The 25,772-nt window shown below is 67.3% G+C and carries 22 protein-coding genes and 1 tRNA gene; 11 read left to right on the top strand and 12 right to left on the bottom strand.

Annotated features, from left to right (window positions below; all coding sequences use genetic code 11):
- Positions 1 to 4: 4 nt before the first annotated feature.
- From treS to glgB, 3 genes are read right to left on the bottom strand one after another with little or no spacing between them, the layout of a single operon-like run.
- Positions 5 to 3,370, bottom strand: a complete 3,366-nt coding sequence (treS, locus tag ACTFO6_RS13740; protein ID WP_439935009.1) for a maltose alpha-D-glucosyltransferase — start codon at positions 3,368 to 3,370, stop codon at positions 5 to 7.
- Positions 3,371 to 3,385: 15 nt separating this feature from the next.
- On the bottom strand, positions 3,386 to 5,404 hold the full coding sequence (locus tag ACTFO6_RS13735) for an alpha-1,4-glucan--maltose-1-phosphate maltosyltransferase (RefSeq protein WP_439935008.1): 2,019 nt from the start codon (positions 5,402 to 5,404) through the stop codon (positions 3,386 to 3,388).
- 4 nt (positions 5,405 to 5,408) lie between these two features.
- A complete protein-coding gene (glgB, locus tag ACTFO6_RS13730; protein ID WP_439935021.1) occupies positions 5,409 to 7,331 on the bottom strand; it encodes a 1,4-alpha-glucan branching protein GlgB in 1,923 nt (640 codons plus the stop codon).
- Positions 7,332 to 7,568: 237 nt separating this feature from the next.
- On the opposite strand from glgB, the gene ACTFO6_RS13725 reads away from it, so the two are divergent.
- The 7 genes from ACTFO6_RS13725 (at position 7,569) to mnmA (ending at position 13,392) form a co-directional block, all read left to right on the top strand.
- Positions 7,569 to 8,759 (top strand): amylo-alpha-1,6-glucosidase, encoded by a 1,191-nt coding sequence (locus tag ACTFO6_RS13725; RefSeq protein WP_439935007.1) that lies wholly within the window; start codon positions 7,569 to 7,571, stop codon positions 8,757 to 8,759.
- 63 nt (positions 8,760 to 8,822) lie between these two features.
- Entirely contained in the window at positions 8,823 to 9,773 is a 951-nt protein-coding gene (locus ACTFO6_RS13720) for an acetoin utilization protein AcuC (protein ID WP_439935006.1), read from the top strand.
- A gap of 253 nt (positions 9,774 to 10,026) precedes the next feature.
- The gene (locus ACTFO6_RS13715) at positions 10,027 to 10,527 is read left to right on the top strand and encodes a urate hydroxylase PuuD (RefSeq protein WP_439935005.1); all 501 of its coding nucleotides are present in this window, start codon (positions 10,027 to 10,029) and stop codon (positions 10,525 to 10,527) included.
- Positions 10,528 to 10,826: 299 nt separating this feature from the next.
- Positions 10,827 to 11,411, top strand: a complete 585-nt coding sequence (locus ACTFO6_RS13710) for a superoxide dismutase (protein ID WP_439935004.1) — start codon at positions 10,827 to 10,829, stop codon at positions 11,409 to 11,411.
- Between the two features lie 169 nt (positions 11,412 to 11,580).
- Entirely contained in the window at positions 11,581 to 11,766 is a 186-nt protein-coding gene (locus ACTFO6_RS13705; RefSeq protein ID WP_439935003.1) for a hypothetical protein, read from the top strand.
- A gap of 111 nt (positions 11,767 to 11,877) precedes the next feature.
- Positions 11,878 to 12,324: an NUDIX hydrolase gene (locus tag ACTFO6_RS13700; RefSeq protein WP_439935002.1), complete on the top strand. Its 447-nt coding sequence runs from the start codon at positions 11,878 to 11,880 to the stop codon at positions 12,322 to 12,324.
- Positions 12,325 to 12,327: 3 nt separating this feature from the next.
- Positions 12,328 to 13,392, top strand: a complete 1,065-nt coding sequence (gene mnmA, locus ACTFO6_RS13695) for a tRNA 2-thiouridine(34) synthase MnmA (RefSeq protein ID WP_439935001.1) — start codon at positions 12,328 to 12,330, stop codon at positions 13,390 to 13,392.
- A gap of 25 nt (positions 13,393 to 13,417) precedes the next feature.
- Here the strand turns inward: mnmA and ACTFO6_RS13690 are convergent, their stop codons facing one another.
- Positions 13,418 to 14,029: a glutathione S-transferase gene (locus ACTFO6_RS13690; protein ID WP_439935000.1), complete on the bottom strand. Its 612-nt coding sequence runs from the start codon at positions 14,027 to 14,029 to the stop codon at positions 13,418 to 13,420.
- 120 nt (positions 14,030 to 14,149) lie between these two features.
- Here ACTFO6_RS13690 and purB point away from each other — a divergent pair, with 120 nt between their 5' ends.
- Both purB and ACTFO6_RS13680 read left to right on the top strand, forming a co-directional pair.
- Positions 14,150 to 15,520 (top strand): adenylosuccinate lyase, encoded by a 1,371-nt coding sequence (gene purB / locus ACTFO6_RS13685; protein ID WP_439934999.1) that lies wholly within the window; start codon positions 14,150 to 14,152, stop codon positions 15,518 to 15,520.
- A gap of 86 nt (positions 15,521 to 15,606) precedes the next feature.
- Entirely contained in the window at positions 15,607 to 16,458 is an 852-nt protein-coding gene (locus ACTFO6_RS13680) for a tetratricopeptide repeat protein (RefSeq protein WP_439934998.1), read from the top strand.
- Here the strand turns inward: ACTFO6_RS13680 and ACTFO6_RS13675 are convergent.
- The 6 genes from ACTFO6_RS13675 to queA all read right to left on the bottom strand — a co-directional run bounded on the left by ACTFO6_RS13675 (position 16,452) and on the right by queA (position 22,485).
- Positions 16,452 to 17,093 carry a DedA family protein gene (locus ACTFO6_RS13675; RefSeq protein ID WP_439934997.1) on the bottom strand — a complete coding sequence of 214 codons (642 nt, stop codon included), beginning with the start codon at positions 17,091 to 17,093 and terminating at the stop codon, positions 16,452 to 16,454. The two genes, ACTFO6_RS13680 and ACTFO6_RS13675, sit on opposite strands and share 7 nt — an antisense overlap.
- Before the next feature lie 21 nt (positions 17,094 to 17,114).
- Positions 17,115 to 18,050, bottom strand: a complete 936-nt coding sequence (gene secF / locus ACTFO6_RS13670; protein WP_439934996.1) for a protein translocase subunit SecF — start codon at positions 18,048 to 18,050, stop codon at positions 17,115 to 17,117.
- Between the two features lie 25 nt (positions 18,051 to 18,075).
- On the bottom strand, positions 18,076 to 19,893 hold the full coding sequence (gene secD, locus ACTFO6_RS13665) for a protein translocase subunit SecD (RefSeq protein WP_439934995.1): 1,818 nt from the start codon (positions 19,891 to 19,893) through the stop codon (positions 18,076 to 18,078).
- 70 nt (positions 19,894 to 19,963) lie between these two features.
- Entirely contained in the window at positions 19,964 to 20,299 is a 336-nt protein-coding gene (gene yajC / locus ACTFO6_RS13660) for a preprotein translocase subunit YajC (RefSeq protein WP_439934994.1), read from the bottom strand.
- 39 nt (positions 20,300 to 20,338) lie between these two features.
- Positions 20,339 to 21,439: a tRNA guanosine(34) transglycosylase Tgt gene (gene tgt / locus ACTFO6_RS13655; protein ID WP_439934993.1), complete on the bottom strand. Its 1,101-nt coding sequence runs from the start codon at positions 21,437 to 21,439 to the stop codon at positions 20,339 to 20,341.
- Positions 21,440 to 21,453: 14 nt separating this feature from the next.
- Complete coding sequence (queA, locus tag ACTFO6_RS13650) at positions 21,454 to 22,485, bottom strand: tRNA preQ1(34) S-adenosylmethionine ribosyltransferase-isomerase QueA (RefSeq protein ID WP_439934992.1); 1,032 nt, start codon at positions 22,483 to 22,485, stop codon at positions 21,454 to 21,456.
- A 170-nt stretch (positions 22,486 to 22,655) separates the two neighbouring features.
- On the opposite strand from queA, the gene ACTFO6_RS13645 reads away from it, so the two are divergent.
- Positions 22,656 to 22,949, top strand: coding sequence for a hypothetical protein (locus ACTFO6_RS13645; protein WP_439934991.1), 294 nt, complete (start codon positions 22,656 to 22,658; stop codon positions 22,947 to 22,949).
- Between the two features lie 155 nt (positions 22,950 to 23,104).
- A tRNA-Leu gene (locus ACTFO6_RS13640) sits at positions 23,105 to 23,191 on the top strand.
- 111 nt (positions 23,192 to 23,302) lie between these two features.
- Here ACTFO6_RS13640 and ACTFO6_RS13635 read toward each other — a convergent pair.
- Positions 23,303 to 23,476 carry a hypothetical protein gene (locus ACTFO6_RS13635; protein WP_439934990.1) on the bottom strand — a complete coding sequence of 58 codons (174 nt, stop codon included), beginning with the start codon at positions 23,474 to 23,476 and terminating at the stop codon, positions 23,303 to 23,305.
- 327 nt (positions 23,477 to 23,803) lie between these two features.
- The gene (locus ACTFO6_RS13630) at positions 23,804 to 25,549 is read right to left on the bottom strand and encodes a potassium/proton antiporter (protein WP_439934989.1); all 1,746 of its coding nucleotides are present in this window, start codon (positions 25,547 to 25,549) and stop codon (positions 23,804 to 23,806) included.
- Positions 25,550 to 25,772 lie beyond the last annotated feature (223 nt).

The raw sequence follows: 25,772 nt of genomic DNA, 5'->3' as shown, positions 1-25,772 counted from the left end.
GGATTCACCCTCCTCGTGAGAGAGAAAGCGCCAGGAGCCCCCGCACCGGAATGGCGACCCAGTCGGGCCGGTTATCCATCTCGTAGCGCAGCTCGTAGAGCGCCTTCTCCAGAATGAACAGTTCCAGCAATCGCTGCCAGTGGCCGGCGTCCGCGGGCACCGAAGGGCAGTCGCGGGTGGCGCCCCGGTAGCCGGCGAAGAAGGCCTCCACCGCCTGACTTTCCCATTCGCCGATGGCGGACTCCAGGGCCTGGCGTTTCTCCTCCGGCTGCTCCGCCTGGTGGCCGACGGCGGCGGCCGCGGCGTAGTTGAACGAGCGCACCATTCCCGCCACGTCCCGTAGGGGCGAGTGCTTGGCCCGCCGCTCGGCCAGGGGCCGGGCCGGCTCGCCCTCGAAGTCGATGAAGATGAAGTCGTGCTGACTGAGCAGCACCTGCCCCAGGTGCAGGTCCCCGTGGTAGCGGGTCTTCGCCAGGGCGGGTCCCTCCAGCGAGAGCTCGTCCAGCCAGTCGAGCATGGAGAGCCGCCGTCCCAGCAGCGCCTCTACCGGCGGGCGCACCGCCTCGGGAAGCTGCGAGCGCCGTTCTTCCAAGGCGTCCAGGGTGCGCACCGCGTCCTCGCGCACCCGCTGCACCCAGCGCCGGTAGTCCTCGGGGGTGGCGGGCTCGGGATCGAAGGCCGGATCGCCGGTCGTGCGGGCGAAGGCCTGGTGCAGCTCGCCCACCCGCCGGCCGAGGGTTTCCGCCAGCGCCAGGTACATTCCGTGGGGATTCTCGACCCGGCGCTCGGGCTCGGGCAGCTCGGTGCCGGCAGACAGGGTCTGGGTCAGCCGTTCCAGGTAGTCCACGGTGAAGGTCCAGGCGCTGCCTTGGTTCTCCACGTACTGCTGCAGCAGGGCCAGGGTGATAATGGTGCCATCGTCGCGCAGGTACTCCACCGCGCCGAGGACCGGGACGATGTGGGGGAAGGGGGAGACGTCGGTGAGGAAGCGCCCGATTTCCAGCTCGGGGCTCACCCCCTCCGACAGGCGCCGGTAGCCCTTGAGGTAGAGCTTGTTGCCGAAGAATACGCCCGTATTGCTCTGGTCCAGGGCCGGGTGGTGCACCGGCTCGTCGATGGCCGCCGCGTGGAGGGAATAGGCGGAGGTACAGGTGAACTTGAGCCGGCCGTGGGCGAAGGGCACCTCGGCGTTGGTGCCCATGGCCCGGGCCAGGGCCCGGCAGAACCGGGGATCGCCGAAAGCGCCGTAGAGGATCCCCATTTTCTCCTTCTGGCGCACCCGGGCCAGGGTCCAGGCGCCGAAACGGTGTAGGGGATCCTCGCCCTTTTCCTCCCAGGCAATGGCCAGGGGCAGGAAGTAGGTCTGGATCGGGATGTCTTCGCACTCCACCTCCAGGAACGCCAGCAGCCAGCTTCCCTCGGCGGTGGTCCACTCGCCTTCGTCCACCAGCTCGATACGCTTGACCGGATGCCCTTTGGCGGCGAACCAGCGCTTGGTGGACATGTAAGGGAGCAGCACCTCCCGCTGGAGCTGCTCCCGGGTGCGGGAGGCGATGAGACGCTTGATATCCTTCGCCCCGCCTTTTGCCTGGAAGAAGGTGCGCAACCCTTCCAACAGCACCAGCACTGGAAGCTCCCGGTGGGGCAGCTTCTCCTCATGCCACTCGGGCACCGGGGCCTCAAGGGATAGGGCGAAGCCGTAGTAGCCGTAGGCGGGCAGGGTGAGCAGGTAGGGGAGGTGGCCAATCGGGGGAAAGGAAATATTGCTCGATAACTCCACGGGGACGCGGCCGACAAAGCGGGCGAGATCCAGCTCTACCGCCTGGGGAGTGTGGGAGAGATTGGCGACGCAGAGGATGACCTCGTTGTCGTATTCCCTCAGGTAGGCCAGGATTTTGCGGTTGCCGGGCTCGAGGAAGGTGAGGGTGCCGCGCCCGAAGGAGCGGTGGCCTTTGCGCACCTGGATCAGCCGCCGGGTCCAGTTGAGGAGGGAGCTGGGGTTGCGCGCCTGGGCCTCCACGTTGACCGCCTGGTAGCCGTACACCGGGTCCATGATGGGGGGCAGGTACAGGCGCTGGGGGTCGCAGCGGGAAAAGCCCCCGTTGCGGTCGATGCTCCACTGCATGGGGGTGCGCACCCCGTTGCGGTCCCCCAGGTAGATGTTGTCGCCCATGCCGATCTCGTCGCCATAGTACAGGATGGGCGAGCCGCGCAGAGTCATGAGGAGCCAGGTCATGAGCTCGATCTTGCGCCGGTCGTTGTCCATGAGCGGCGCCAGGCGCCGGCGGATGCCCACATTGAGGCGCATGCGCGGGTCGGCGGCGTACATCCGGTACAGGTAGTCCCGCTCCCGGTCGGTCACCATCTCCAGGGTGAGCTCGTCGTGGTTACGCAGAAAGATGGCCCACTGGCAGTTCTCGGGGATGTCCGGCGTCTGGCGCATGATCTCGATCACCGGGTGCCGGTCCTCCTGGGCGATGGCCATGAACAGGCGCGGCATCAGGGGGAAGTGATAGGCCATGTGGCACTCGTCGCCGTCGCCGAAGTACTCCCGCACGTCCTCCGGCCACTGGTTGGCCTCGGCCAGTAGCATCTTGTTCTTGTAATGGGCGTCGATCTCGGCCCGGATCTGCTTGATGACGGCGTGGGTTTCCGGGAGGTTCTCGTTGTTGGTGCCCTCCCGCTCTACCAGGTAGGGGATGGCGTCCAGCCGCATGCCGTCCACCCCCATGTCCATCCAGAAGCGCATCACGCGGATGACCGCCTTCAGCACCCGCGGGTTGTCGAAATTCAAGTCCGGCTGGTGGCTGAAGAAGCGATGCCAGTAGTAGGCCTTGGCCACGTCGTCCCAGGCCCAGTTGGACACCTCCGTGTCGGTGAAGATGATGCGCGTGCCGGCGTATTTCTTGGCGGTTTCGCTCCACACGTAGAAGTTGCGCTTGGACGAGCCGGGCGGGGCCCGCCGGGCCGCCTGGAACCACGGATGCTGGTCCGAGGTGTGGTTGATCACCAGCTCGGTGATGACCTTCAGGCCCCGCCGGTGGGCTTCCCGCATGAACAGCCGGAAGTCGTTGCGGGTGCCGTAGTCGGGATGCACGTTGTGGTAGTCGGAGATGTCGTAGCCGTCGTCCTTGAGGGGTGAGGGGTAGAAGGGCAGGATCCAGATCGTGTTGACCCCCAGCTCCTGTACGTAGTCGAGCTTGGCGGTGAGCCCCTTGAAGTCCCCGATGCCGTCGTTGTTGGAATCGAAAAAGGCCTTCACGTGCAGCTCGTAAATGATCGCGTCCTTGTACCAGAGGGGATCGTCGGCCCAGGCGAAAGCCTTGGGGGCCGCTTCCGGTGCCAGCAACTCGTGGGTTGGCTGATCCACGGCGGACGATCCTTTTCACATGAAATAGTCGAAGTCCCGCTCGGTGCGCACGCGCCGGCGCAGCCGGAACACGTGACCCATGCCCGGGGCGAGCTGCACGAAATTGCGCGCTCCGTTCCATAGATACCGGGCGCCGGAAAGGAGCTCGTGCATCTGGTAGGGGGAGCGGGGGTCCAGGCCCAGGGCTTCCAGGTCCAGCTCCACCCAGCCGGCCTGGGCGTGGTAGGGATCCAGGTTGACCACCATGATCATGAGATTAGACCCGTCCTCGGTGGATTTCATATAGGCGATCAACTGGTCGTTGTCCACCGGCAGGAAGGTGAGGCTCCAGTCCGATTGCAGAGCGGGATTTTCCCGCCGGATGGCGTTCACCCGGGCGATCAGGTCCCGCAGGCTGTCGGGGCGGTCCAGGTCCCAGTGGCGGAGCTGGTACTTCTCCGAGTCCTTGTATTCTTCGCTCCCCGGTTCCCGGGGCTCGTGCTCCTGCAGCTCGAAGGCCGGCCCGTAGATCCCGTAGCTCGCCGCCAGGGTGGCCGCCAGCAACAGCCGGCAGGTGAAGGCCGGCCGGCCGCCGAACTGGAGGAATTCGGTGAGGATGTCCGGGGTATTGGGCCAGACGTTGGGCCGGAAGTACTCCCGCCCCTCGCCCTGGGTGAGCTCGGTGAAGTAGTCAGTCAGCTCCTGCTTGGTGTTGCGCCAGGCAAAGTAGGTATAGGACTGGGTAAAGCCCAGCTTCGCCAGCCGGTGCATCACCTTGGGTCGGGTGAAGGCTTCCGACAGGAAGATCAGCTCGGGGTGGGCTTTCTTCAGCTCCCCGATCACCCACTCCCAGAAGGGAAAGGGCTTGGTGTGAGGGTTGTCTACCCGGAAGATCTTCACTCCCTGCTCGATCCAGAACTCGAACACGCTTTTGAGCTCCGCCCAGAGGGACGCCCAGGCCTCGCCCTCGAAATGGAAGGGATAGATGTCCTGGTATTTCTTGGGCGGGTTTTCCGCGTACTGCACCGTGCCGTCCGGGCGCCAGCGGAACCACTCCGGGTGCTCCTTCACATAGGGATGGTCCGGGGCGCACTGGAAGGCGATATCCAGAGCGATCTCGAGGCCATGCTCCCGAGCCTTCTCCACCAGGCGGCGGAAGTCCGCGAGCGTTCCGAGCTCGGGGTGCACCGCCTTGTGGCCGCCTTCCGCGGCGCCGATGGCCCAGGGACTGCCCACGTCGTCCGGGCCAGCTTTCACGACGTTGTTCTTCCCCTTGCGGCGCACCCGGCCGATGGGATGGATCGGGGGAAGATAGAGCACGTCGAAGCCCATGGCCGCGATGTAGGGCAGCCGCGCCTCCACGTCCCGGAAGGCGCCGTGGCGGCCCGGCTCGGGGCTGGCGGAGCGGGGGAACAGCTCGTACCAGGTGGAAAAGCGGGCCCGTACCTGGTCCACCACTACTTCCAGCTCCCGGTCGTAGTAGGCGGCCAGGCGCCGGTCGGGATAGCGCATCGCCAGCCCTGCCAGGCCCTCGTCCAAGCCGACGCGGCGGGCTTCCCCGGCTTCCCGGGCCTGCGCCAGGCACTCGGACCACTCCCGCAGCGCCTGGGCCTCCGGGGCCCGTGCCCGCTCGGCCGCCTCCTGGATCAGCCTGGCGCCTACCCGGGCGGCCACCAGGAGGTCCTCCGGCTCGGAGCGGCGGGCGAAATCGTGCCGCCAGGACAGGAAGGGGTCCACCCAGGCGGTCACGGTGTAGCGGTAGCGGCCCAGGCGCTCCACCGGAAAGCTCCCGCGCCAGCGGTCGTTGCCCAGGGGCTTCATCGCCCTCTCATGCCACTCGTTTTCCGCCTCGTGGCGGTAGCGCAGCACGCAGGCCAGCACGTCGTGGCCGTCGGCGAAGGCGTCGGCCTCCACCACCACCCGCTCGCCGACCACCCGCTTGATGGGGAAGCGGCCGCAGTCCACCTCCGGGCGCACGCCCTCGATCACCGCCCGCACGCGCCCGTCCCGGGACGCGGCGGGCTGGCTCGCGGGCAGGGTTTGAGGAGCGTCCATCTCTTCATCCCTCGTGGGTGAAATAGAGCGCGGCGAGGGGCGGGAGCGTCAAGGTCACCGAGTGGAAGCGCCCGTGGGCGGGCACCGGAGCGGCTTCCACGCCGCCCAGGTTGCCGGCGCCGCTGCCGCCGTAGAAGGGCGCGTCCGAGTTGAGCGCCTCCCGCCAGAAACCGCGGTGAGGAACGCCCACGATGTAGTTCTGGCGCAGGACTGGGGTGAAGTTGCACACCACCAGGACCGTGCGCTTGCGGTCCCGGGAGAAGCGCAGGAAGGACAGGACGCTCGCCTGGGCGTCGTGGCAGTCCACCCACTCGAAGCCCTCGTTGTGGAAGTCTAGCTCGTACAGCGCCGGCTCCTTGGCGTAGAAGCGGTTAAGATCCGCTACCCACTGCCGCACCCCGCCGTGCTCCGGATACTGCAGCACGTGCCACTCCAGGCTCTCGTCGTGCTGCCATTCCCGCCGCTGGCCGAACTCGCCCCCCATGAACAGCAGCTTCTTGCCCGGGTGCGCCCACATGTAGCCGTAGAGCAAGCGCAGGTTGGCGAACTGCTGCCAAGCGTCGCCCGGCATCTTGCCGATCAGGGAGCCCTTGCCGTGCACCACCTCATCGTGGGATAGGGGTAGGACGAAGTTCTCGTAGAAAGCGTACCAGATGCTGAAGGTGAGCCGGTCGTGGTGGTACTTGCGGTAGATGGGGTCCTGGCGCATGTAGTCCAGGGTGTCGTGCATCCAGCCCATGTTCCACTTCATGCCGAAGCCCAGGCCCCCCAAGTAAGTGGGACGGGACACCATGGGCCAGGAGGTGGACTCCTCGGCGATGGTCTGCACGTCGGGGTACGCCTGGTACACCAGCTCGTTCAGCTTGCGCAGGAAGGCGATGGCCTCCAGGTTCTCTTTGCCGCCGTAGACGTTGGGGATCCATTCGCCCTCCTTGCGCCCATAGTCCAGGTATAACATGGAGGCCACCGCGTCCACCCGCAGCCCGTCGATATGGTATTTGTCCAGCCAGAACAGGGCGCTGGACAGGAGGAAAGCCCGCACCTCGTGGCGTCCGTAGTTGAAGATGTAGCTGTTCCACTCCGGGTGGAAGCCCTGCTTCGGGTCGGCGTGCTCGTAGAGATAAGTTCCGTCGAAGTAGCACAGCCCGTGGCCGTCGCTGGGGAAGTGGGAGGGAACCCAGTCGAGGATCACCCCGATCCCGTGTTGGTGCAGCGTGTCTACCAGGTACATGAAGTCCTGGGGGGTGCCGTAGCGGGCGGTAGGGGCGAAATAGCCAGTCACCTGGTAGCCCCAGGAACCGAAGAAGGGATGCTCGGTGACCGGTAGCAGCTCCACGTGGGTGAAGCCCATGCTGCGGGCATACTCCGCCAGGGGCTGCGCGATCTCCCGGTAATTGAGCGAGCGATACCCATCCTCGGGCACGCGGCGCCAGGAACCCAGGTGCACCTCGTAGATGGAGATGGGCGCGTCTAGGGCGTTGCGGGCGCGCCGGCTCGCCATCCATTCCTGGTCGTGCCACTCGTAGTCGAGGCGCCAGGCACGGGAAGCGGTCTGGGGCGGCATCTCCCAGTAAAAAGCAAAGGGATCGCCCTTGTCCGCCTGGTAGTCGTGGAAGCGGGAGTGGATGCGGTACTTGTACGCCTGGCCCGGATGCACGCGGGGCACGAAGCCTTCCCAGATGCCGGAGCCGTCGTCCCGCGCCTGCAGGGGATGAGCGGCGGGGTCCCAGCCGTTGAAGTCGCCGATGACGGCGACCTGCCGGGCGTTTGGCGCCCACACGGCGAAGCGGGCGCCCTCGACGCCGCCTTCGCTCGTGAGATGGCAGCCCATCTTTTCATACAGGCGGGCGTGGTTGCCTTCCTTGAAGAGATAGACGTCGTGCTCGGTGAGCGTGGATGCGGCGGCGCGTTCAGCGGTCAGGTCCATCATGAGGTTCGAGCCTCTCCTCTCCGTTGGCCGGGCACGCGGGTACTTCGGGTGGGCTTGGCCCGGGAACCGACGTCTTCGGATACCCGGCGTTGCTCAACTGTTCGAAACCGCTGGCAGGCGCGCTCGCGCAAAAGAATGAGCGCACCCATATAGTGGACGCTTCTTGTTCGGAAGCTCGCCGTTCAATATAGCACAGCGTACCGCGCGGGCCAATGCGTGTATGATTCACGCTCCATGGGGAAAGAAGGGTTGCGGCCGCAGGACGGCGCATTGATCGAGGAATGCGCGGCGCGGGCGACGACGCTGCTCAAGGCAAACCTGACTCCCCACGGCATCCTCGCGGCGACGCCGGGCGGGCGCGCCCGGGAACGGAGCTACGACGCCGTGTTCGCCCGGGACGCCGGCCTGTGCGCGCTGGCCATGGCGCGCTCCGGCGATCCCGACCTGGTGGAGGGAGCCCGGGCGAGCCTCGCCACCCTCGCCCGCCACCAAGCGGACAATGGGCAGATTCCCAAGTTCGTGCGCCCCCGAGAGCAGGAGGCCGACTTCTGGTACGTGGGATGCATCGATGCCACCTTGTGGTGGCTGATCGCCGCCCGCCAGTACGTGCGGCTCACCGGCGACCGCGCCTTCGAGCGCTCCCATGCCGGTGCGATGGAGCGGGGGCTCCACTGGCTACGATGCCAGGAGCATCCGAAGCTCGGCCTTGTGGCGCAGAACGAGGCCGCCGACTGGGCCGACCTCATGCCGCGCTCGGGCTACGTCCTCTATTCCAACGCCCTGTGGTATTACGTCAAGCGGCTCTACCGCCAGCCGGGCGAGCGGGAGACCTGGCGCCACTTCAATCACCTGTTCTTTCCTTTCTCCGCCGAGCTTCCCGAATACCGCCGGCTGCGCCTGCTCGGCCATTTCGTGCGCCGCAAGGCGCGCAACCGGGAGCTTTATCTTTCCTTCGTCAATTTTTCCTTTTGGGGCGAGGAGGGGGACGTGTTCGGCAACCTCCTGGCGCTGCTGCTGGGCCTCGCTCCCGAGGCCCGAGCCCGGGCCATCGTGCGCGTCCTGGAGCGCGCCGGGGTGGAGCGGCCGGTGCCGGTGCGGGTGACCCTTTCTCCCATCGAGCCGGGTGCTCCCCTGTGGCGCGCCTATATGGGACGGCACCGGCAGAACCTGGCCTACCAATACCATAACGGCGGGTGCTGGCCCTTGGTCGGCGGCTTCTGGGTGATGGCCCTCGCCGCCCTGGGCGAGAAGGCCAGGGCCCAGGCAGCGCTTGCCCGGCTCGCCCAGGCCAACGCGGCGGGCGGCTGGGCCTTTTACGAGTGGTTCCATGGCCGCACCGGCGAGCCCATGGGGATGCGGGGCCAATCCTGGAGCGCGGCGGCCTTCCTGCTGGCCCGGGCCGCCCTGGGCGGGCGGGTGCTCTGACCGGCTCGCCGCATCCTCGTCCCCGAGACCGGTACTATGATGAAACAAAGGAGGAGGTCAGCCATGGGCGACAAGGTCTATCTCTACGTGGGCGACGAGCTCGCCCGCTACGGCTTCCCCGACGGCCATCCCTTCGGCCCCGACCGCCAGGCCGCGTTCCTGAGGGAAGCGACCCGCCAGGGTTTGCATCAGCGGGCGGCGCTGCGAACCCCTGTGGTGGCCAAGCGCGACGAGCTGGAGCGTTTCCACACGCCGGATTACCTGGAGCAGGTGGAGCGGGCCTCCCGGGCCGGGCGGGGCTATCTGGACTATGGGGACACGCCGGCCTTCCCCGGCGTTTTTGAAGCGGCCTCCACGGTGGTGGGCTCGGCCCTGGACGGGCTGCGGCGGCTCATGGACGGGGAATGCCGCCGCACTTTCCAGGCGATCGGGGGCCTGCACCATGCCCGCCGCGGCCGGGCGGCGGGCTTCTGCGTCTTCAACGACACGGGGGTGCTGATCGAGACCCTGCGCCGGGACTACGGCATCCGCCGGGTGGCCTACGTGGACATCGATGTCCATCATGGTGATGGGGTCTTTTACGCCTACGAGGACGACCCGGACGTGATCGTGGCGGACATCCACGAGGACGGCCGCTACCTGTACCCGGGAACGGGCCACGCCGACGAGACGGGCACCGGCCCCGCCGAGGGGACCAAGCTCAACGTGCCCATGCCCCCGGGAGCGGGGGACGAGGCGTTCTTCCAGGTGTGGGAGCGGGTGGAAGAGCATCTGCGCCGCTTCAAACCCGAGTTCGTGATCTTGCAGTGCGGCGCCGACAGCCTGGCGGGGGATCCTTTGGCCCACCTGCGCTACTCCCCGGCGGCTCATGCCCACGCGGCGCGGCGGCTCGCCGCCCTCGCCGAGGAGTACGCCCAGGGCCGGCTTATGGCCTTCGGCGGCGGGGGCTACGACCGTCCCAACCTGGGGGCGGCCTGGAGCGCCGTGCTGAAGGAGCTGGTGGAGGCGCCCTGACCCCCGGCGGGGCGGCTCCGGTCCGGCGCTTCCGCCCGTTCCTTCGAGGCCGGCGTCCAGGGCCCTGCGGGGCAGCATTTGCGCCCGCAGGGAATTGTTCCTAGACTGGCAACGAGTCTCAGACTCGATCCACTAAGAGGAGGGCGCAAACAATGAAAAACCCGTTGGATTCGTTGTGGGGCACCATCATCTCCGGTCTCGTCATCACGCTGATCCTCTATTACATCGTCAAGTTCGCCCTGGGAGGCTGACCATGGAATTCGTTCAGCTCGGCATCGGCCGCTGGATCCACATCCTGGCCGGCATCATGTGGATCGGCCTGCTCTATTACTTCAATTTCGTCCAGGTGGATGCCCTGAAAGCGGCTCAGGCCGACGGCACCGCGGCGGGCATCACCAAGCACGTGGCCCCCCGGGCGTTGCTCTACTTCCGCTGGGCGGCGGTGGTCACCTGGCTTGCGGGCGCCAATCTGCTGGGGAAGCATTTCTTCGACGCGTTCTTCTTTCTCGATCGGGCCTTCGTCCCCATCGGCGTCGGAGCTTGGCTCGGCACCATCATGCTGTTCAACGTGTGGGTGCTGATCTGGCCCAACCAGAAGAAGATCCTGGGCCTCACCCAGGCCACCGACGAGGAGAAGAACCGGGCGCGGCGCGTGGCCTTCCTGGCCTCCCGCACCAACACCATGCTCTCCATCCCCATGATCTTTTTCATGGTGGCGAGCGGCGGCATCCTGCGCACCGCCTTTTTCGGCTGAGCCGCCATAGTGTAGACTTTTCCCTCGCAGAAGCACGTATTTTTCCCGGGAGGCGGGCGGCAGGCCGCCCGCCTCCGCCGGCAGTCCCCCCAAGGGGTATCGCTTCCGAAGCGCTTTCCGGCCGGCGCAAAGCCGGCGCGCTCCGGCGCCGTGTCGCTCCATTGCCGGAAGCGAAGCGTCGCCTTTGAGCGGCGTGGGATGCGTCTCGGGGAGATGCCGGCCGGCGCTGGCGTTGCGTCCCGGGGCGTCTTCGTGGAATACCCGGGTTAGATCCTCACAACCAAGAAAGGAGAGTCCTCATGCAGCACGAGCTTCCCCCCCTCCCGTATCCCCTGGATGCCCTGGAGCCCCACATCTCCAGGGAAACGCTGGAATATCACTATGGGAAGCACCACCAGGCCTACGTGACCAACCTGAACAACCTGATCAAGGGCAGCGCCTTCGAAAACATGCCCCTGGAGCAGATCGTCAAGGAAGCGCCGGCGGGGGGCATTTTCAACAACGCGGCCCAGGTCTGGAACCATACCTTCTACTGGAACTCCCTTTCTCCCCAGGGGGGAGGGGAGCCTTCGGGCAGGCTCGCCGAGGCCATCCAGAAGAAATGGGGCTCTTTCGAGGCGTTCAAGGATGCCTTCAGCAAGGCCGCGGTGGGGAACTTCGGCTCGGGCTGGACCTGGCTGGTGAAAAAGGCCGATGGGACCCTGGACATTGTGAACACCGCCAACGCCCAGACCCCCCTGACCGGGCCGGATCGGCCGCTCCTCACCTGTGACGTGTGGGAGCACGCCTACTATATCGATTACCGCAACCGGCGCCCGGACTACGTGGGGGCCTTCTGGAAGATCGTCAACTGGGCCTTTGCCGCCAAGAACTTCGGCGCTTAAGCTCAAGCGAATTCTTGGCGGATAAGGGGGCTGGGTGGCGCGTAGGCGCCGGGCCCGGGGTTCGGGTGCAGTGTCAACCGCCGGCAGCGCAGCGCGTTAAAGCTAGCGACCGGTTCGCCGGTCGCTAGTCTTTTCCCATATCAACACCTAACCTTAAACAGAGGAAAAAATGCGCAAGCTGCTGTCCGCCCTGTTCGCTTCTCTGATCGCCCTCGGGCTCGCCGCCAATCCCGTGATGGCTCAGGAGAAGAAGGAAGAGAAGAAAGAAATGAAGGCCGAAGAGAAGAAGGCCGGCGACAAGAAGAAGAAAGAAGAGAAGAAAGAGGAAGCGAAGAAGGAGGAAACGAAGAAGTAACCGGGCGTCCCGGTTTCTTTCGGGAAGGCAGGGCGCAGCCGCCCTGCCTTTTTTATTCCCGTCGACGGTCGCGGGCGGCGGGGTAAAATAGATCTTTTTCCGATTTTCCCCATGGTGTGGAAGCCCAACGTCACGGTGGCGGCCGTGGTGGAGCAGGACGGCCGGTTTCTCCTGGTAGAGGAGCGCACCCGCAAGGGGCGCCGATTCAACCAGCCGGCGGGCCACCTGGAACCCCACGAGACCTTGATGGAGGCGGTGGCCCGGGAAACCCTGGAGGAGACCGGTTATCGCTTCGCCCCCCAATGGCTGCTGGGGGTCTACCGCTGGCACTACGCGGAGACGGGCATCACCTACCTGCGTTTCGCCTTCTGCGGCGCCGTGACCGGCCACGAGCCTGAGCGCCCCCTGGACCGGGGCATCATCCGGGCGGCCTGGCTCGCCCCGGGAGAGATCCGAGCCAGCCGGGACCGGCACCGCAGCCCCCTGGTGCTGCGCTGCCTGGAGGATTATCTCGCCGGCCGGCGCTATCCCCTGGACGTCTTGACCCACCTCGGCTGACCCATGGCCCGCCCCCGCGTGGTCGTCGGCATGTCCGGCGGCGTCGATTCCTCCGTCGCGGCCCTGCTCCTCAAGGAGCGGGGCTTCGAGGTGGTCGGCCTGTTCATGAAGAACTGGGAGGACGACGATGACGAGGAATACTGCACTTCGCGCCAGGACCTAGTGGACGCGGTCTCGGTGGCGGAGGTCCTCGGCATCGAGATCGAGGCGGTCAACTTCTCCCGGGAGTACCGGGAACGGGTGTTCAGCCACTTCCTGGCCGAGCACCGGGCCGGGCGCACCCCCAACCCGGATGTGCTGTGCAACGCCGAGATCAAGTTCAAGGCGTTTCTGGACCATGCCCTGGGCATGGGGGCGGACTGGATCGCCACCGGCCACTACGCCCAGGTGCGGGAAGTGGATGGGAAGTACCAGTTGCTCAAGGCCGAGGACGGCACTAAGGACCAGAGCTATTTCCTGTACCGGCTGAACCAGGAACAGCTCGGTCGAACCCTCTTCCCCCTGGGCAGGCTCTACAAGCGGGAGGTGCGAGAGATCGCCCGCCGGGCCGGCCTTCCGGTCCACGACAAGAAGGACTCCACCGGCATCTGTTTCATTGGCGAGCGGCCGTTTCGCGAATTCCTCGGGCGCTACCTGCCCCAGCAGCCTGGCCCCATAGAGACGCCTGAGGGGAAGGTGGTGGGCCGCCACGTGGGCCTCATGTTCTACACCCTCGGCCAGCGCCACGGCCTGGGGATCGGCGGGCCCGGCGCGCCCTGGTACGTGGCGGGCAAGGATCTGGCCCGCAATGCGCTGATCGTGGTGCAGGGCCAAGACCATCCCTTGCTGTGGCGCGACAGCCTCACCTGCGCCGACTTGTCCTGGGTGAGCAGGGAAGCCCCCCGGTGCCATTGGGTCTACGCCGCCAAGACCCGCTACCGGCAGCCGGACGCCCCGTGCACCATCGACAGCATCGTGGACGGCCGCGCCACGGTGCGCTTCGCCGCGCCCCAATGGGCGGTCACGCCGGGCCAGTCGGTGGTGATCTACGAAAGCCGGGTATGCCTGGGGGGAGGTCTCATCGAATGAGGCCTTGAAACCCGTTCCCCGCCGCTCATGGCTTGGGCGGTGCGGTGTCGGTGAAAGAGGGGCGCTTGCTGAGCTTGTCGTAGAGCCGCTTGAGGTTGGGGTGGGCGCCGGCCCAATCCAGGTCGGGCAGCCGGAAGCCGAGCCACCCTAGGCAGCAGCCCACCGCGATGTCGGCGAGGGAATAGCCTTCCCCGTGGCACCAGTTTTTCTCCCCCAGCTCTTCGGCCATCATTTCCAGGCCGGCGGAGACCTTCCGTTGCTGCCGCTCGATCCACGCCCCGCTCTGCTGGGCGGCCGGCCGCTTGCCCTCCCGATAGACGGCGATGGCCGCCTCCAGCACCCCGTCGGCGAGGGCCTCCCAGCGGCGCACCATCACCCGGGGGCGGCCGTTGTCGGGGATGAGCCGGGAGACGGGCGTGAGCCCGTCCAGGTATTCCACGATCACCCGGGAGTCGAACAGGGCGGTGCCGTCGTCCATGAGGAGGACGGGTACTTTGCCCAGGGGATTGAGCCGGGGGATGGGGGTGGCTTCGTCCCAGGGATCGTGCGGCTCGAAATCGCACTCGATGCGCTTTTCCGCCATCACGATCCGTACTTTGCGCACGAAGGGGCTGGTCAGGGATCCGAGAAGCTTCATGGAAGGGCGTGGCTCGCGTCGAGAACCGGTGGCGAATTATAGCATCGGCGAAAAGCCGCTTCTCCTCCCGGGCGTGCCCATGCCTCATGATAAAATTCGCGTTTTGCAATGGCTTCTTTCATGACCCTTTCCTCCCTCACGGCCTTGTCCCCGCTGGACGGCCGCTACCATGCCAAAGTGGAGCGCCTGCGGGCCTGGTTCAGCGAGGCGGCCCTGATCCGGCTGCGGGTCAAGGTGGAGATCGAGTGGCTGCTGGCCCTCGCGGCCGAGCCCGCCATCCGGGAGCTTCCCGCCTTTTCTCCCGCCACGGTGCAGGCGCTGCGGGAGCTCGCGGAGCGCTTCGGTCTCGAAGACGCCGCGGCGGTGAAGGCGATCGAAGCGCGCACCAACCACGACGTCAAGGCCATCGAGTACTGGATTCGGGAGCGGCTCTCCGGCAACCCGGAAGCAGAGCGCGCCTCGGTTTTCATCCATTTTGCCTGCACCTCGGAAGACATCAACAACCTAGCCTATGGCCTGATGCTGCAAGGCGCGCGGGAAGAGGTGCTGCTGCCCCTGATCCGACGGCTGGAGGCGGCGCTTGCGGAGCTCGCCCACCGGCTGGCCGACCAGCCCATGCTGGCCCGTACCCACGGGCAGCCCGCCTCTCCCACCACCTTGGGAAAGGAGATGGCGAACGTAGCCTACCGGCTGCGTCGGGCGCGCCGCCGCGTCGAGTCGGTGACGCTCACCGGCAAGATGAATGGGGCGGTGGGCAACTACAACGCCCACCTGGCGGCCTACCCGGACTTCGACTGGGAAGGCTTCGCCCGGCGTTTCGTGGAAGGCCTGGGCCTCGCCTTTAACCCCTACACCATCCAGATCGAGCCCCACGACGCCATGGCCGAGCTGTTCGACGCCCTGGCCGCCGCTAACACCGTGTGCATCGACCTAGACCGGGACCTGTGGGGCTACATCGCCTTGGGCTATTTCAGGCAGCGGGCGGAGGCCGAGGAGGTGGGCTCCTCCACCATGCCCCACAAGGTGAACCCCATCGACTTCGAGAACTCGGAGGGGAACCTGGGGCTCGCCAACGCGTTGCTGCGGCACCTCTCGGACAAGCTCCCCGTCTCCCGCTGGCAGCGGGACCTCACCGACTCCACGGTGCTGCGCAACGTGGGCGTCGCCTTGGGCCACAGCGTGCTGGGCTTCGAGGCCCTGCTCCAGGGGCTCGACAAGCTGGAGGCCAACCCGGCCCGGCTCGAGGAGGACTTGGACGGGGCGTGGGAAGTCCTGGCGGAGGCGGTACAGACGGTGATGCGCCGCCATGGGCTTCCCGACCCCTACGAGCAGCTCAAGCGGCTCACCCGGGGAAAGGGGACCCTCACCCGGGCTGCGCTGCACCAGTTCATCCGGGACCTCCCGTTGCCCGAGCCGGAGAAGGAGCGGCTGCTCAGGCTCACGCCCCGGGATTACACCGGGCTCGCGGCCCGGCTCGCCCGCAGAATCTAGCCCCGGGCCGCCCCCTTTCCGGGGCCGGGTTGAAATTCCCGGCGCCGGCCTTAATTCTTCCAGGAATTCGATAGGGAGTGGGAAAAATGAGTGCCCATTCGTTGGACGTCAACGCATCCGATTTCGATGCGGTGGTGATCGAAGGCTCGAAGCGCCGGCCCGTGCTGGTGGACTTCTGGGCCGCGTGGTGCGCCCCTTGCCGGGCCCTCAAGCCCATCCTGGAGAAGCTGGCGGAGGAATACCAGGGCCGCTTTCTCCTGGCCAAGGTGAATTCCGACGACAACCCGGCGCTCGCCATGCGCTACGGCGTGCGCGGCATTCCCAACGTGAAGGCCTTCGTGGACGGGGAAGTGCGGGACGAATTCTCCGGCGCTCTTCCCGAGTCCATGGTGCGGCAGTTCATCGAGCGGCTCTTTCCTTCCCGGGCCGAGGAGCTGCGCCGCCTGGCGGCGGCGCTGCGGGCGGCGGGCCGGCTGGAGGAGGCCTTGGCGCGCCTGGACGAGGCCCAGGCCCTGGAGCCGGAGAACGAAGGGATCAAGGGGGACCGGGCGGAGATCCTCCTGGACCAGGGCCGGGCGGAGGAAGCGAAAGCCCTGCTGGAAAACCTTTCCATCTTCGCGCGGGACGAGCCCCGAGTAGCGGCCCTCGTCGCCCGGGCGGAATTCGCCGGCGCGGAGAGGCAGGACGTGGAGGCCTTGCGCCAGCGCATCGCCGCCGATCCCGGCGACCTGGAGGCCCGGCTCAGACTGGCGCGCCACTACGCGAGCCGGGGGGAGTACGAGCCGGCGATGGCCGAGCTCCTGGAAGTCGTCCGCCGGGACCGGGGCGAGGCTAAAGAGGCGGCGCGCAAGACCATGCTCTCCGTCTTCGACCTGCTGGGCAAGCGGGGGGAGCTGGTGAGCAAGTACCGGCGGCTGCTGGCGAGCGCCCTCTACTGACGCGCCGCCGCCCGCTGGCGCAGGTACTCGAAGATCCCCGGGGAGATGGAAAGCAGGACGATGCCCAGGATTACCAGGGTGAGGTTTGCCTTGACCCAGGGCAGGTTGCCGAAGTAGTAGCCGGCGTAGGTGAGGGAGACGACCCACAGCACCGCGCCCGTCACGTTGTAGAACAGGAAGCGCCCGTACTCCATGGTGCCGATGCCGGCGACGAAGGGGGCGAAGGTGCGGATGATGGGCACGAAGCGGGCGATGACGATGGTCTTGCCCCCGTGCCGCTCGTAGAAGCGGTGGGTCCGGTCCAGGTACTCCTTCCTGAAGAAGCGGGCGTTCTCCTCGTGGAACACCCGCGGCCCCACCGCCTTGCCGACCCAGTAGTTGACCGTGTCCCCCAGAATCGCGGCCGCGACGAGCAGTAGCACCACCAGATGGACGTCCATCGTTCCCGCCGCGGCCAGGGCGCCGGCGACGAAGAGCAGCGAGTCGCCCGGAAGAAACGGGGTGACCACCAGCCCGGTTTCGCAGAAGACGATCAGGAACAGCAGGGCGTAGATCCATACCCCGTAGTTTTCCACCACCCAGACCAGGTGGCGGTCCAGATGGACGAGGAGATCGACGAGAGTGGCGAGGTCCACGGGCCGAGTTTCACCCCGAGCTCACGGCGTCGCGTCCGCCTGGCTCTTTTTCTCCGGCTTCACGAAATCGGCGCGGGAGACTCCGAGCCACATCACCACGGGGCTCGCCACCAGCACCGACGAGTAGGTGCCGACCACGATGCCGATGGTGAGGGCCAGGGCGAAGTTGAACAGCGTCTCGCCGCCGAAGAACAGAATGGCGAGCACCATGAGCTGGGTCGTGCCCGACAGGATCACGGTGCGCGCCAGGGTCTGGGTGATGGAGTGGTCGATGATCTCGGCCGTGCTCGCCTTGCGCATCTTCTTGAAGTTCTCCCGGATGCGGTCGAACACCACCACGGTGTCGTTGACCGAATAGCCCAGGATCGCCAGCACCGCAGCTAGCACCGTGAGGGAGAATTCCCACTGGAACAGGGCGAACAGGCCCAGGATGAACACGATGTCGTGGGCCGTGGCGACGATGGCGCCCACGGCGAAGCGCCACTCGAAGCGCACCGCCAGGTAGATCATGATGCCGATGGTGACCACTAGCAGGGCCAGCGACCCGTCGTAGAGCAGCTCCGCCCCCACCTGGGGGCCGACGAACTCGACCCGCTGGAGCTCGACCGCGGCGTCGGCCGCCTTGAGGGCGGCGAGCACCTGCTCCGAGAGCTGGGCCGAGGTGACGCCCTCCCGCACCGGGAGCCGGATCAGCACGTCGCGGGCGGTGCCGAATGCCTGGGCGACGGCGTCGCCGAAACCGGCGCGGCTCAAGGTCTCCCGGATCTTCGGCAGGTCGGCGGCGTTCGGATAAGCCACCTCCATGACCGTGCCGCCAGTGAAGTCCACTCCCAGGTTTAAGCCCCGGAAGATCAGCGCCCCCACGGCGAGGGCGAAGAACATCGAGGAGACGATGATCGTCGCCCGGGCGTATTTCATGAACGGGATGTCGCGCTGGAGGCGGATGATTTCGAGCATGCCGGGACAGCCTTCCTGGGACGTTCTACACCGGCAGGCGCTCGAGGCGCCGCTGGCGGCCGTAGATCAGGTTGGTGATGGCGCGGGACACCATGACCGCGCTGAAGATGGAAGTGAGGATGCCGATGCACAGGGTCACGGCGAAGCCGCGCACCGGGCCGGAGCCGAGCCAGAACAGGGCGAAGCCCGCGATCAGGGTGGTGATGTTGGAGTCCAGGATGGTGTCGAAGGCCCGTTCATAGCCCGCGTGGATGGCCGCCTGGGGTGTATTGCCGTTCTTGAGCTCCTCGCGGATGCGCTCGATGATGAGCACGTTGGCGTCGATGGCCATGCCCACGGTCAAGGCGATGCCAGCGATGCCGGGTAGCGTCAGGGTCGCCTGCAGCATGGACATGATCGCCACCAGCAGGAACACGTTGGTCGCCAGCGCCACGACGGCGATGACGCCGAACACCCGGTAGTACACTGCCATGAAGGCGGCGATGGCGACGAAGCCGTAGAGGGTGGAGTCGAAGCCCTTCTCGATGTTCTCCCGGCCCAGGCTGGGGCCGACCGTGCGCTCCTCCACGATCTCCATGGGCGCGGCCAGGGCCCCGGCCCGCAGGAGGAGCGCGATGTCCCGCGCCTCCTCGGTGTTCATGCGCCCGCTGATCTGCACCCGCCCGCCGCCGATTTCCTCCCGGATGACCGGCGCGGTGATCACCTCCGCCTGGCCCTTTTCGATCAGCAGGATCGCCATGCGCTTGCCCACGTTTTCGCGGGTGACGTTCTTGAAGATCCGAGCGCCCGTGCCGTCCAGGGTCACGTGGACCGCCGGCTCTCCCGTGCGGCTGTCGAAGCCCGGCTGGGCGTCGGTGATGCGCTCGCCGGTCAGCACCACGCTCTTTTTCACCAGGAGGGGCGTGCCGTCCCGGTCCCGGTAGAGCTCGGTCCCCAGGGGGAGATTGCCGGTGCGCTCCGCTTCCAGGGGATCGTGGGTCTCGTCCACCAGGCGGATCTCCAGGGTGGCGGTGCGCCCCAGGATCTCCTTGGCCTTGGCCGTGTCCTGGACGCCCGGGAGCTGGACCACGATGCGGTCCGAGCCCTGCTGCTGGATGATGGGTTCTGCCACGCCCAGCTCGTTCACCCGGTTGCGCAGGGTGGTCAGGTTCTGCTGCAGGGCGAGTTCTTGCACCCGCTTCTCGGCCTCGGGCCTCAAAGTGGCCGAGAGCAGGAGTTCACCGCCCTGGGCCTCCTCTCGCAGGAGGAGCTCCGGATAATTTTTCTCGATCAGCTTTACTGCTTCGGCGCGGGCGGCGGGATCCCGGAAGCGGACCTGGACCGTGGTGCCGGTGCGGCTGATGCCGCCGTAGGCGATCTTGTTCTCGCGCAACAGGGTGCGCAGGTCGTTGACGTAGCGCTCGGCGGCCTTCTCCACCGCCGCCTTCATGTCCACCTGCAGCAGAAAGTGGACGCCGCCCCGCAGGTCCAGGCCCAGGTACATGGGAAGGGCGCGGATGGCGGCGAGCCAGCGGGGCGAGCTGGAGAGTAGGTTCAAGGCCACCACGTACTGCTCGCCGAGCTGGGTCGCCAGCAGGTCCTTGGCCTTGAGCTGGGTGTCGGTGTCGGTAAAGCGCACCTTGACCCCCGTGGGATCGAGGAACGCGCCTTGGTGGGGAATGCCCGCGGTCTTGAGGGCCGCTTCCACCCGCTCCAGCAGGGCCGGGTCGGCCTTGGCGGCGGAGCGGGCTGGCGTGACCTGGACTGCCGGCACCTCGGGGAAGAAATTGGGCAGGGTGTAGACCACCCCAATGAGGAGGATGGTCCCGATCAGGAGGTACTTCCAGAGAGGGTAGCGGTTCATCGTCGGCGCGGGCCGGCAAAAGGGACCGGACTAAGACGGGCGCAGCCGGCCGAGACGTTGCCCGAGGCCGTCATCCTTCGCCTTTCGCCGACTTGAACGTGCCCTTGGGCAGCAGGAGCTGGATCGACTGCTTCTGCACCTGAATCTCCACGTTGTCGGCCACCTGCAGGGTCACGTACCCGTCTCCCACCTTGGTGATGCGGCCGAGGGTGCCGCCGGCGGTGACCACTTCGTCGCCCTTCTGCAGCGCCTCGATCATCGCCTTGTGCTCCTTGGCCCGCTTCATCTGCGGGCGGATGAGCATGAAGTAAAACAGCACGAAGATGAGGATCAGGGGCAGCAGGCTCAGCCAGTCGGCGCCACCCGTCGCTGGCGCGCCCTGGGCAAAGGCTTGGGGAATCAGCACCTTGTTTCTCCGAGCAGGTTTATAAAGGGCTGAATTTTATCACGCTTCCAAGGGCGCCCGGTTGAAGGCGGTGGCGTATTCGGCGTAGCGGCCCTGCTGGATCGCCTCTCGGGCCTCCCGCATCAGCCGCTGGTAATAGTGCAGGTTGTGCAGGGTGTTGAGCCGGGCCCCCAGGATCTCGTTCACCCGCTGCAGATGGTGCAGGTAGGCCCGGGTGAACGTGCGGCAGGTGTAGCAATCGCACTCCTCGTCCAGGGGGGAGAGATCTGCCCGGTAGCGGCTGTTGCGCAGCTTCACTACGCCCCGGCGGGTGTACACCCAGCCGTTGCGGGCGTTGCGGGTGGGCAGCACGCAGTCGAAGAGGTCGATGCCCCGGGCGATGGCCTCCACGATATCGGCGGGCGTGCCCACGCCCATGAGATAGCGGGGGCGCTCGGCGGGCAGGCGCGCCGCCGTGTGATCCAGGACGCGCAGCCTCTCCTCCTTGGGCTCGCCGACGGAAAGCCCGCCGATGGCGTAGCCGTCGAAGCCAATGTCCATCAGGCCTTTCAGGGAAGCCTCCCGCAGGTGCTCGAACATTCCGCCCTGAACGATGCCGAAGAGCGCATTCTCGCTTCCCTCGAACGCCCGCTTGCTGCGCTCTGCCCAGCGCAGGGAAAGCTCCATGGAGGCGCGCGCCTCGGCTTCGCTGGCGGGGTAAGGGGTGCACTCGTCGAAGACCATGGCCACGTCGGCGTTGAGCAGGCGCTGGATGCGCATGGACTCCTCGGGAGTGAGGAAGCACCGGTCCCCGTTCACCGGGGAGCGGAAGGCGACGCCTTCCTCGCTGATCTTGCGCAGCGGGCCCAGGCTGAACACCTGGTAGCCGCCCGAGTCGGTGAGGATGGGGCCGTCCCAGCCCATGAAGCGGTGCAGCCCCCCATGGGCCTCGATCACCGCGAGGCCCGGCCGCAGCCACAGGTGGAAAGTGTTGCCCAGCACCATCTGGGCGCCCAGCCCTTTCAGCTCCGCCGGGCTCATGGCCTTCACCGTGCCGTAAGTGCCCACCGGCATGAACGTCGGGGTATCCACCACCCCGTGGGCGAGGACGAGACGGCCGCGGCGGGCGGCGCCGTCCCGGGCGATCAGCTCGAATTGCATGAGGAAGTCACCGGTCAGCTCTGCTGCCTTTCGATCAGCATGGCGTCGCCGTAGCTGAAGAAGCGGTAGCGCTGTTCCACGGCGTGGGCATAAGCCCGGCGGATGGACTCGAGGCCGCCGAAGGCCGAGACCAGCATGAGCAGGGTCGACCTGGGCAGATGGAAATTGGTGAGCAGGCGTTCCACCACCCGGAAGCGGTAGCCGGGCAGGATGAACAGATTGGTCTCGTCGGCGCCGGGGCGTAAGTTTCCCCGGGCGGCGGCCGCTTCCAGGGCGCGCAGGGTCGTGGTGCCCACCGCCAGCACCCGGCCGCCCCGGGCGCGGGCGCGCTCCACCGCCGCCACGGTCTCCTCGGGAATGCGGTACCACTCGGCGTGCATCACGTGGCGCGAGAGGTCCTCCTCCCGCACCGGCTGGAACGTTCCCGCACCCACGTGCAGGGTGAGGAAAGCCGTTTCCGCCCCCGCCTGGCGCAGCCGCTCCAGCATCGCCTCGTCGAAATGCAGCCCGGCGGTGGGCGCCGCCACCGCGCCGGGGATGCGGGCGTAGACGGTCTGGTAACGGCGCTCGTCCTCGGTGTCGGGTGCGTGCTCGATGTAGGGCGGCAAGGGCACTTCCCCGTGGCGTTCCAGCAGGGTGAAGAGGTCGGCTTCGTCGTGGAAGCGCAGCCGGAAGAAGGGCCCTTCCCTGCCCAGCACCGTCGCCGGGATTTCCCCCGCCAGCACCAGCTCGCTCCCCTCCCGGGGGGATTTGCTGGCCCGCACCTGGGCCAGGGCCTCGTGCTCGCCCAGCACCCGCTCCACCAGGACCTCCACCTGGCCGCCCGAGCGCTTCCGGCCCCGGAGCCGCGCCTTGATCACCCGGGTGTCGTTGAACACCAGCAGGTCCCCGGGGTGCACGAGCCGGGGCAGATCCTGGAACTGGAGGTCCTGCACCGCGCCGGTTTTGCCGTCCAGGTGCAACAGACGGCTCGCGCTGCGGGCGGCCGCCGGGGTCTGGGCGATGAGTTCCCGCGGCAGGTGGAAGTCGAAGTCGGAGAGCCGCATGGGCGGGCATTATAAAACGGGCCCTCCGCTTCATCCCTCAGGGTAACGGGGACGGTTGCGACCGGTCAAAGGAAAAGGGCGCCCGCCAGGTCGCCGGCTTTCCTCCCGGCCGGGGCCGGGCCGTCGAAAGCCGCTCGGGAACGCCCCTTGGCAATGGACAGGAGACCCTTATGGATAAGCGCTTGTTGAAAACCTTACCGGCGGGTGTCATCGCCTTGGCCGCCTGGGGGGTTGCGCCCGCCTGGGCGGACGCCGGGGTCTGGGACCACTTCGAGCGCATGCGCCGGGTCTCGGACTGCGTTCCGGCTCCGGGACACGGGCTCGAGCCGATGGGCGGGGTGGAAAAGGCCGCCCGCGGGGTGAAGGGCCAGTCGGGACCCATGGCCGCCGCCCAGTCCGATCCGCAAAAGATGGAGGCCTTGCGGCAGCCCACCGACGGTTGGGCCGCCGGGATGGAACGTTAACCCGGGCTCGTCGGCTGCGAAGCCACCTAGCCCCGGATCCTCCTCCCAAATTTCCTCGTGAAACGTTCGGGTCGAGCCTGCAACCCGGGAGGGTGGGGCCCGCCGCGCCCTCCGGTTGCCGGCCCTTCGGGCGATGGGGGATAATCTCGCGGCTTGCCGGGATGGCGGAACTGGTAGACGCACGGGACTCAAAATCCCGCGGCCGCGAGGCCGTGCGAGTTCGACTCTCGCTCCCGGCACCACGGCTCGCTACTTTTACGAACCCTGCGAGCTCAGGGAAGCCGTGCGATCGGGTCCCGCGCCGTGCGCTCGATTACCGTGCGGAAGGTGACCGGCGCTTCGGCGACCGTGTCCTAGGCGTAGCGCAGCTCCTGGGTGCCTTCCCAGACGATGCTGCCGTCCTGACTGTCCCAGACCTGGAAGAACGGGTGGACCAGCGCGTACTTGGTCTCCACCAGGCGCAGCCCGAAGGCGCCCAGGCGCTGCTTTTCGCCCTGGTCGAATCGCTGGAGCTTGAGATGGGCCACGTACCGGCCCCGGCGACTCTGCCCGCCTTCCGCAGGACGCTGCGGTCGAAGACGCCGGTGTCCCGGCAGTCGTCGTGCATGCGCTTCTAGGCGTCGGTAAGCCCGGCCTGATTGATGGCGGAGAGGGTCGCGGCCAGGGACCGGGACACCCGGCGGGTGGCGCCGGAGTGCGCTTTCACGGGAACCCTCTGGGGTGGGCGCTCGCGCCGGGGATAGGGGCCGGCGGCCATGGCCGGACGAAACGATGGCATTCGATGCATGGTCTCGGATAGGGCAGGTTGAGTTCAAGGCGCCGGCCCTTTGCGGCGGGGCCGCATCCCGCGCATTCTACTCCGCGACGGCGCCGCCCGATCCGGCCCGCCGCAGCACCAGGCTCGCCTGGGTGACTTCGCCGTGGTTCACCTCCTTTACCACCAGCTCCACGCCCCCTAAGCGCACCCGGTCGCCTACCACTGGCCGGCCGCTGAAGGAGCGGGCCAGGAACTCTCCTACGGTCAGCCCCTTCGCCCGCTCGGGCACCTCGAACCCGTAGACGGCGGCGAGCCCCTCCAGCTCGGCCTCGGGGTGAATGACGAAAATGCCGAAGTACTGGGCGTCGGTGAGGGCCTCGGGCGGCTGGGGGCCGAAGATCTTCGACACCCGCTCCACGTCTTCGGTGCGCAGCCACACGTAGACCGCGTCCCCCGGCCGCAGCACCTGGTCGGCGGTGGGCGGCAACGTTTGGCCCTGGCGCACGACGCTCACCAGCCGGGCCGTCGTGGGCAGGGGCAGGTCCTGGAGGGACAGGCCCACCGCCGCCGATTCCTCCGCAAGCCGGTACCCCACCACTTCGAAGCCGCTGCGCTCGGGGTAGTCGATCTCCAGGCGCTGCACCGGCTCGCTCAGCGGCGGCGCCTCCAGCCCGAGCAGCCGGGCGAGGGGCGCGATGGTCCACCCCTGCACCACCAGGGACACCAGCACCACGAAGAAGGCCACGTTGAAATAGAGGTAGGCGTTTTCCAGGCCGGCGAACAGGGGGAAGACCGCCAGCACGATGGGCACCGCTCCCCGTAGCCCCACCCAGGCGATGAAGGCCTGCTCGCGCCAGGGAAAGCGGAAGGGCGCCAGGCTTAGCAACACGGCGACGGGACGCGCCACCAGCATCAACGCCAGCGCCACCACCAGCCCGGGCACCGCCACCTCCAGGAGCCTGGTGGGCGTGGCGAGCAGCCCGAGGAGCAGGAACATGCCGATCTGGGCGAGCCAGGCGAGCCCGTCGTGCACCCGCAGGATGTAGAGCTCGCCTCGGGGGCGGCGGTTGCCCAAGGTGAGCCCCGCTAGGTACACCGCGAGAAAGCCGCTGCCGCCCAGCAGCCCCGTGAGCCCGAAGGCGAGCAGTCCCCCCGAAAGGGCGAGCAGCGGGTAAAGCCCCGCCGCCACCAGGGTCAGGCGATCGATCAGCCAGGCGAGGGCGTGGCCCGCCGCGATGCCGAGCACGGCGCCGAGGCCCATCTGCTGCACGAAGCTCGCGAGGACCGTCGCGTCCAAGGTGGTCTTGCCGGCGAGCAGCAGCTCGATCAGGACGACGGTCAGGAACACCGCCATGGGATCGTTGCTGCCGGACTCGATCTCCAGTGTCGCGGCCACCCGCTGCTTGAGCTGCATGCCGCGGGTATGGAGCAGGGCGAACACGGCGGCGGCGTCGGTGGACCCCACGATGGCGCCGATCAGCAGCCCCTCCAACAAAGGAAGGTCGAGGAGGCGGGCGGCGAGGAAGCCGGTCAAGCCCGCCGTGACGGCGACGCCCACGGTGGCGAGGGACACGGCGGGCCACAGGCCGGCGCGGAAGCTCTCGTAGCGGGTGCGCAGCCCCCCGTCGAACAGGATGACCGCCAGAGCCAGGTTGCCGACGAAGAAGGAAAGCTCGAAGTCGTCGAAGCGCACGCCGCCGATGCCGTCTTCCCCGGCCAGCATGCCGACCCCCAGGAACACGAGCAAAAGCGGCGCGCCGCTGCGGGAGGCGGCGGCGGTGAGCACGATGGCGGCGAGGGCCAGCAGGCCGCCGAACAGGATGAGCTGGTTGACAGCGTCCATTCGGAGACTGGGGACGGACTCCGAAGCCGTAGCGGGCAGCGACAATCCACCCCCTTTGGAGCCCGACCGGTACGGCCCGGGTGATGGGGTCGAGAAATGCGTTGCAATTATCGGATGGGGAAAGCGCGTGTGTCCATCGCCGCCGATCCGGGCCTTTTTAGAACCCATCCAAAACCGAATGGGGTGCGTTGAGCAAGGCGAAACGCACCGCGGATTCTCAGGG

Source organism: Pelomicrobium sp. G1, from assembly GCF_051905455.1.
Taxonomy (GTDB): Bacteria; Pseudomonadota; Gammaproteobacteria; order Burkholderiales; family UBA6910; genus Pelomicrobium.
The sequence above is the reverse complement of the archived record's forward strand: the minus strand, read 5'-3'. Positions and strand labels throughout refer to the sequence as shown.

Coding starts and splice junctions, on each gene's coding strand:
- ACTFO6_RS13735 (WP_439935008.1), bottom strand. CDS start 5,404: ATGGACGCTCCTCAAACCCTGCCCGCGAGCCAGCCCGCCGCGTCCCGG.
- glgB (WP_439935021.1), bottom strand. CDS start 7,331: ATGGACCTGACCGCTGAACGCGCCGCCGCATCCACGCTCACCGAGCAC.
- ACTFO6_RS13725 (WP_439935007.1), top strand. CDS start 7,569: ATGGGGAAAGAAGGGTTGCGGCCGCAGGACGGCGCATTGATCGAGGAA.
- ACTFO6_RS13720 (WP_439935006.1), top strand. CDS start 8,823: ATGGGCGACAAGGTCTATCTCTACGTGGGCGACGAGCTCGCCCGCTAC.
- ACTFO6_RS13715 (WP_439935005.1), top strand. CDS start 10,027: ATGGAATTCGTTCAGCTCGGCATCGGCCGCTGGATCCACATCCTGGCC.
- ACTFO6_RS13710 (WP_439935004.1), top strand. CDS start 10,827: ATGCAGCACGAGCTTCCCCCCCTCCCGTATCCCCTGGATGCCCTGGAG.
- ACTFO6_RS13705 (WP_439935003.1), top strand. CDS start 11,581: ATGCGCAAGCTGCTGTCCGCCCTGTTCGCTTCTCTGATCGCCCTCGGG.
- ACTFO6_RS13700 (WP_439935002.1), top strand. CDS start 11,878: ATGGTGTGGAAGCCCAACGTCACGGTGGCGGCCGTGGTGGAGCAGGAC.
- mnmA (WP_439935001.1), top strand. CDS start 12,328: ATGGCCCGCCCCCGCGTGGTCGTCGGCATGTCCGGCGGCGTCGATTCC.
- ACTFO6_RS13690 (WP_439935000.1), bottom strand. CDS start 14,029: ATGAAGCTTCTCGGATCCCTGACCAGCCCCTTCGTGCGCAAAGTACGG.
- purB (WP_439934999.1), top strand. CDS start 14,150: ATGACCCTTTCCTCCCTCACGGCCTTGTCCCCGCTGGACGGCCGCTAC.
- ACTFO6_RS13680 (WP_439934998.1), top strand. CDS start 15,607: ATGAGTGCCCATTCGTTGGACGTCAACGCATCCGATTTCGATGCGGTG.
- secF (WP_439934996.1), bottom strand. CDS start 18,050: ATGCTCGAAATCATCCGCCTCCAGCGCGACATCCCGTTCATGAAATAC.
- secD (WP_439934995.1), bottom strand. CDS start 19,893: ATGAACCGCTACCCTCTCTGGAAGTACCTCCTGATCGGGACCATCCTC.
- tgt (WP_439934993.1), bottom strand. CDS start 21,439: ATGCAATTCGAGCTGATCGCCCGGGACGGCGCCGCCCGCCGCGGCCGT.
- queA (WP_439934992.1), bottom strand. CDS start 22,485: ATGCGGCTCTCCGACTTCGACTTCCACCTGCCGCGGGAACTCATCGCC.
- ACTFO6_RS13645 (WP_439934991.1), top strand. CDS start 22,656: ATGGATAAGCGCTTGTTGAAAACCTTACCGGCGGGTGTCATCGCCTTG.
- ACTFO6_RS13630 (WP_439934989.1), bottom strand. CDS start 25,549: ATGGACGCTGTCAACCAGCTCATCCTGTTCGGCGGCCTGCTGGCCCTC.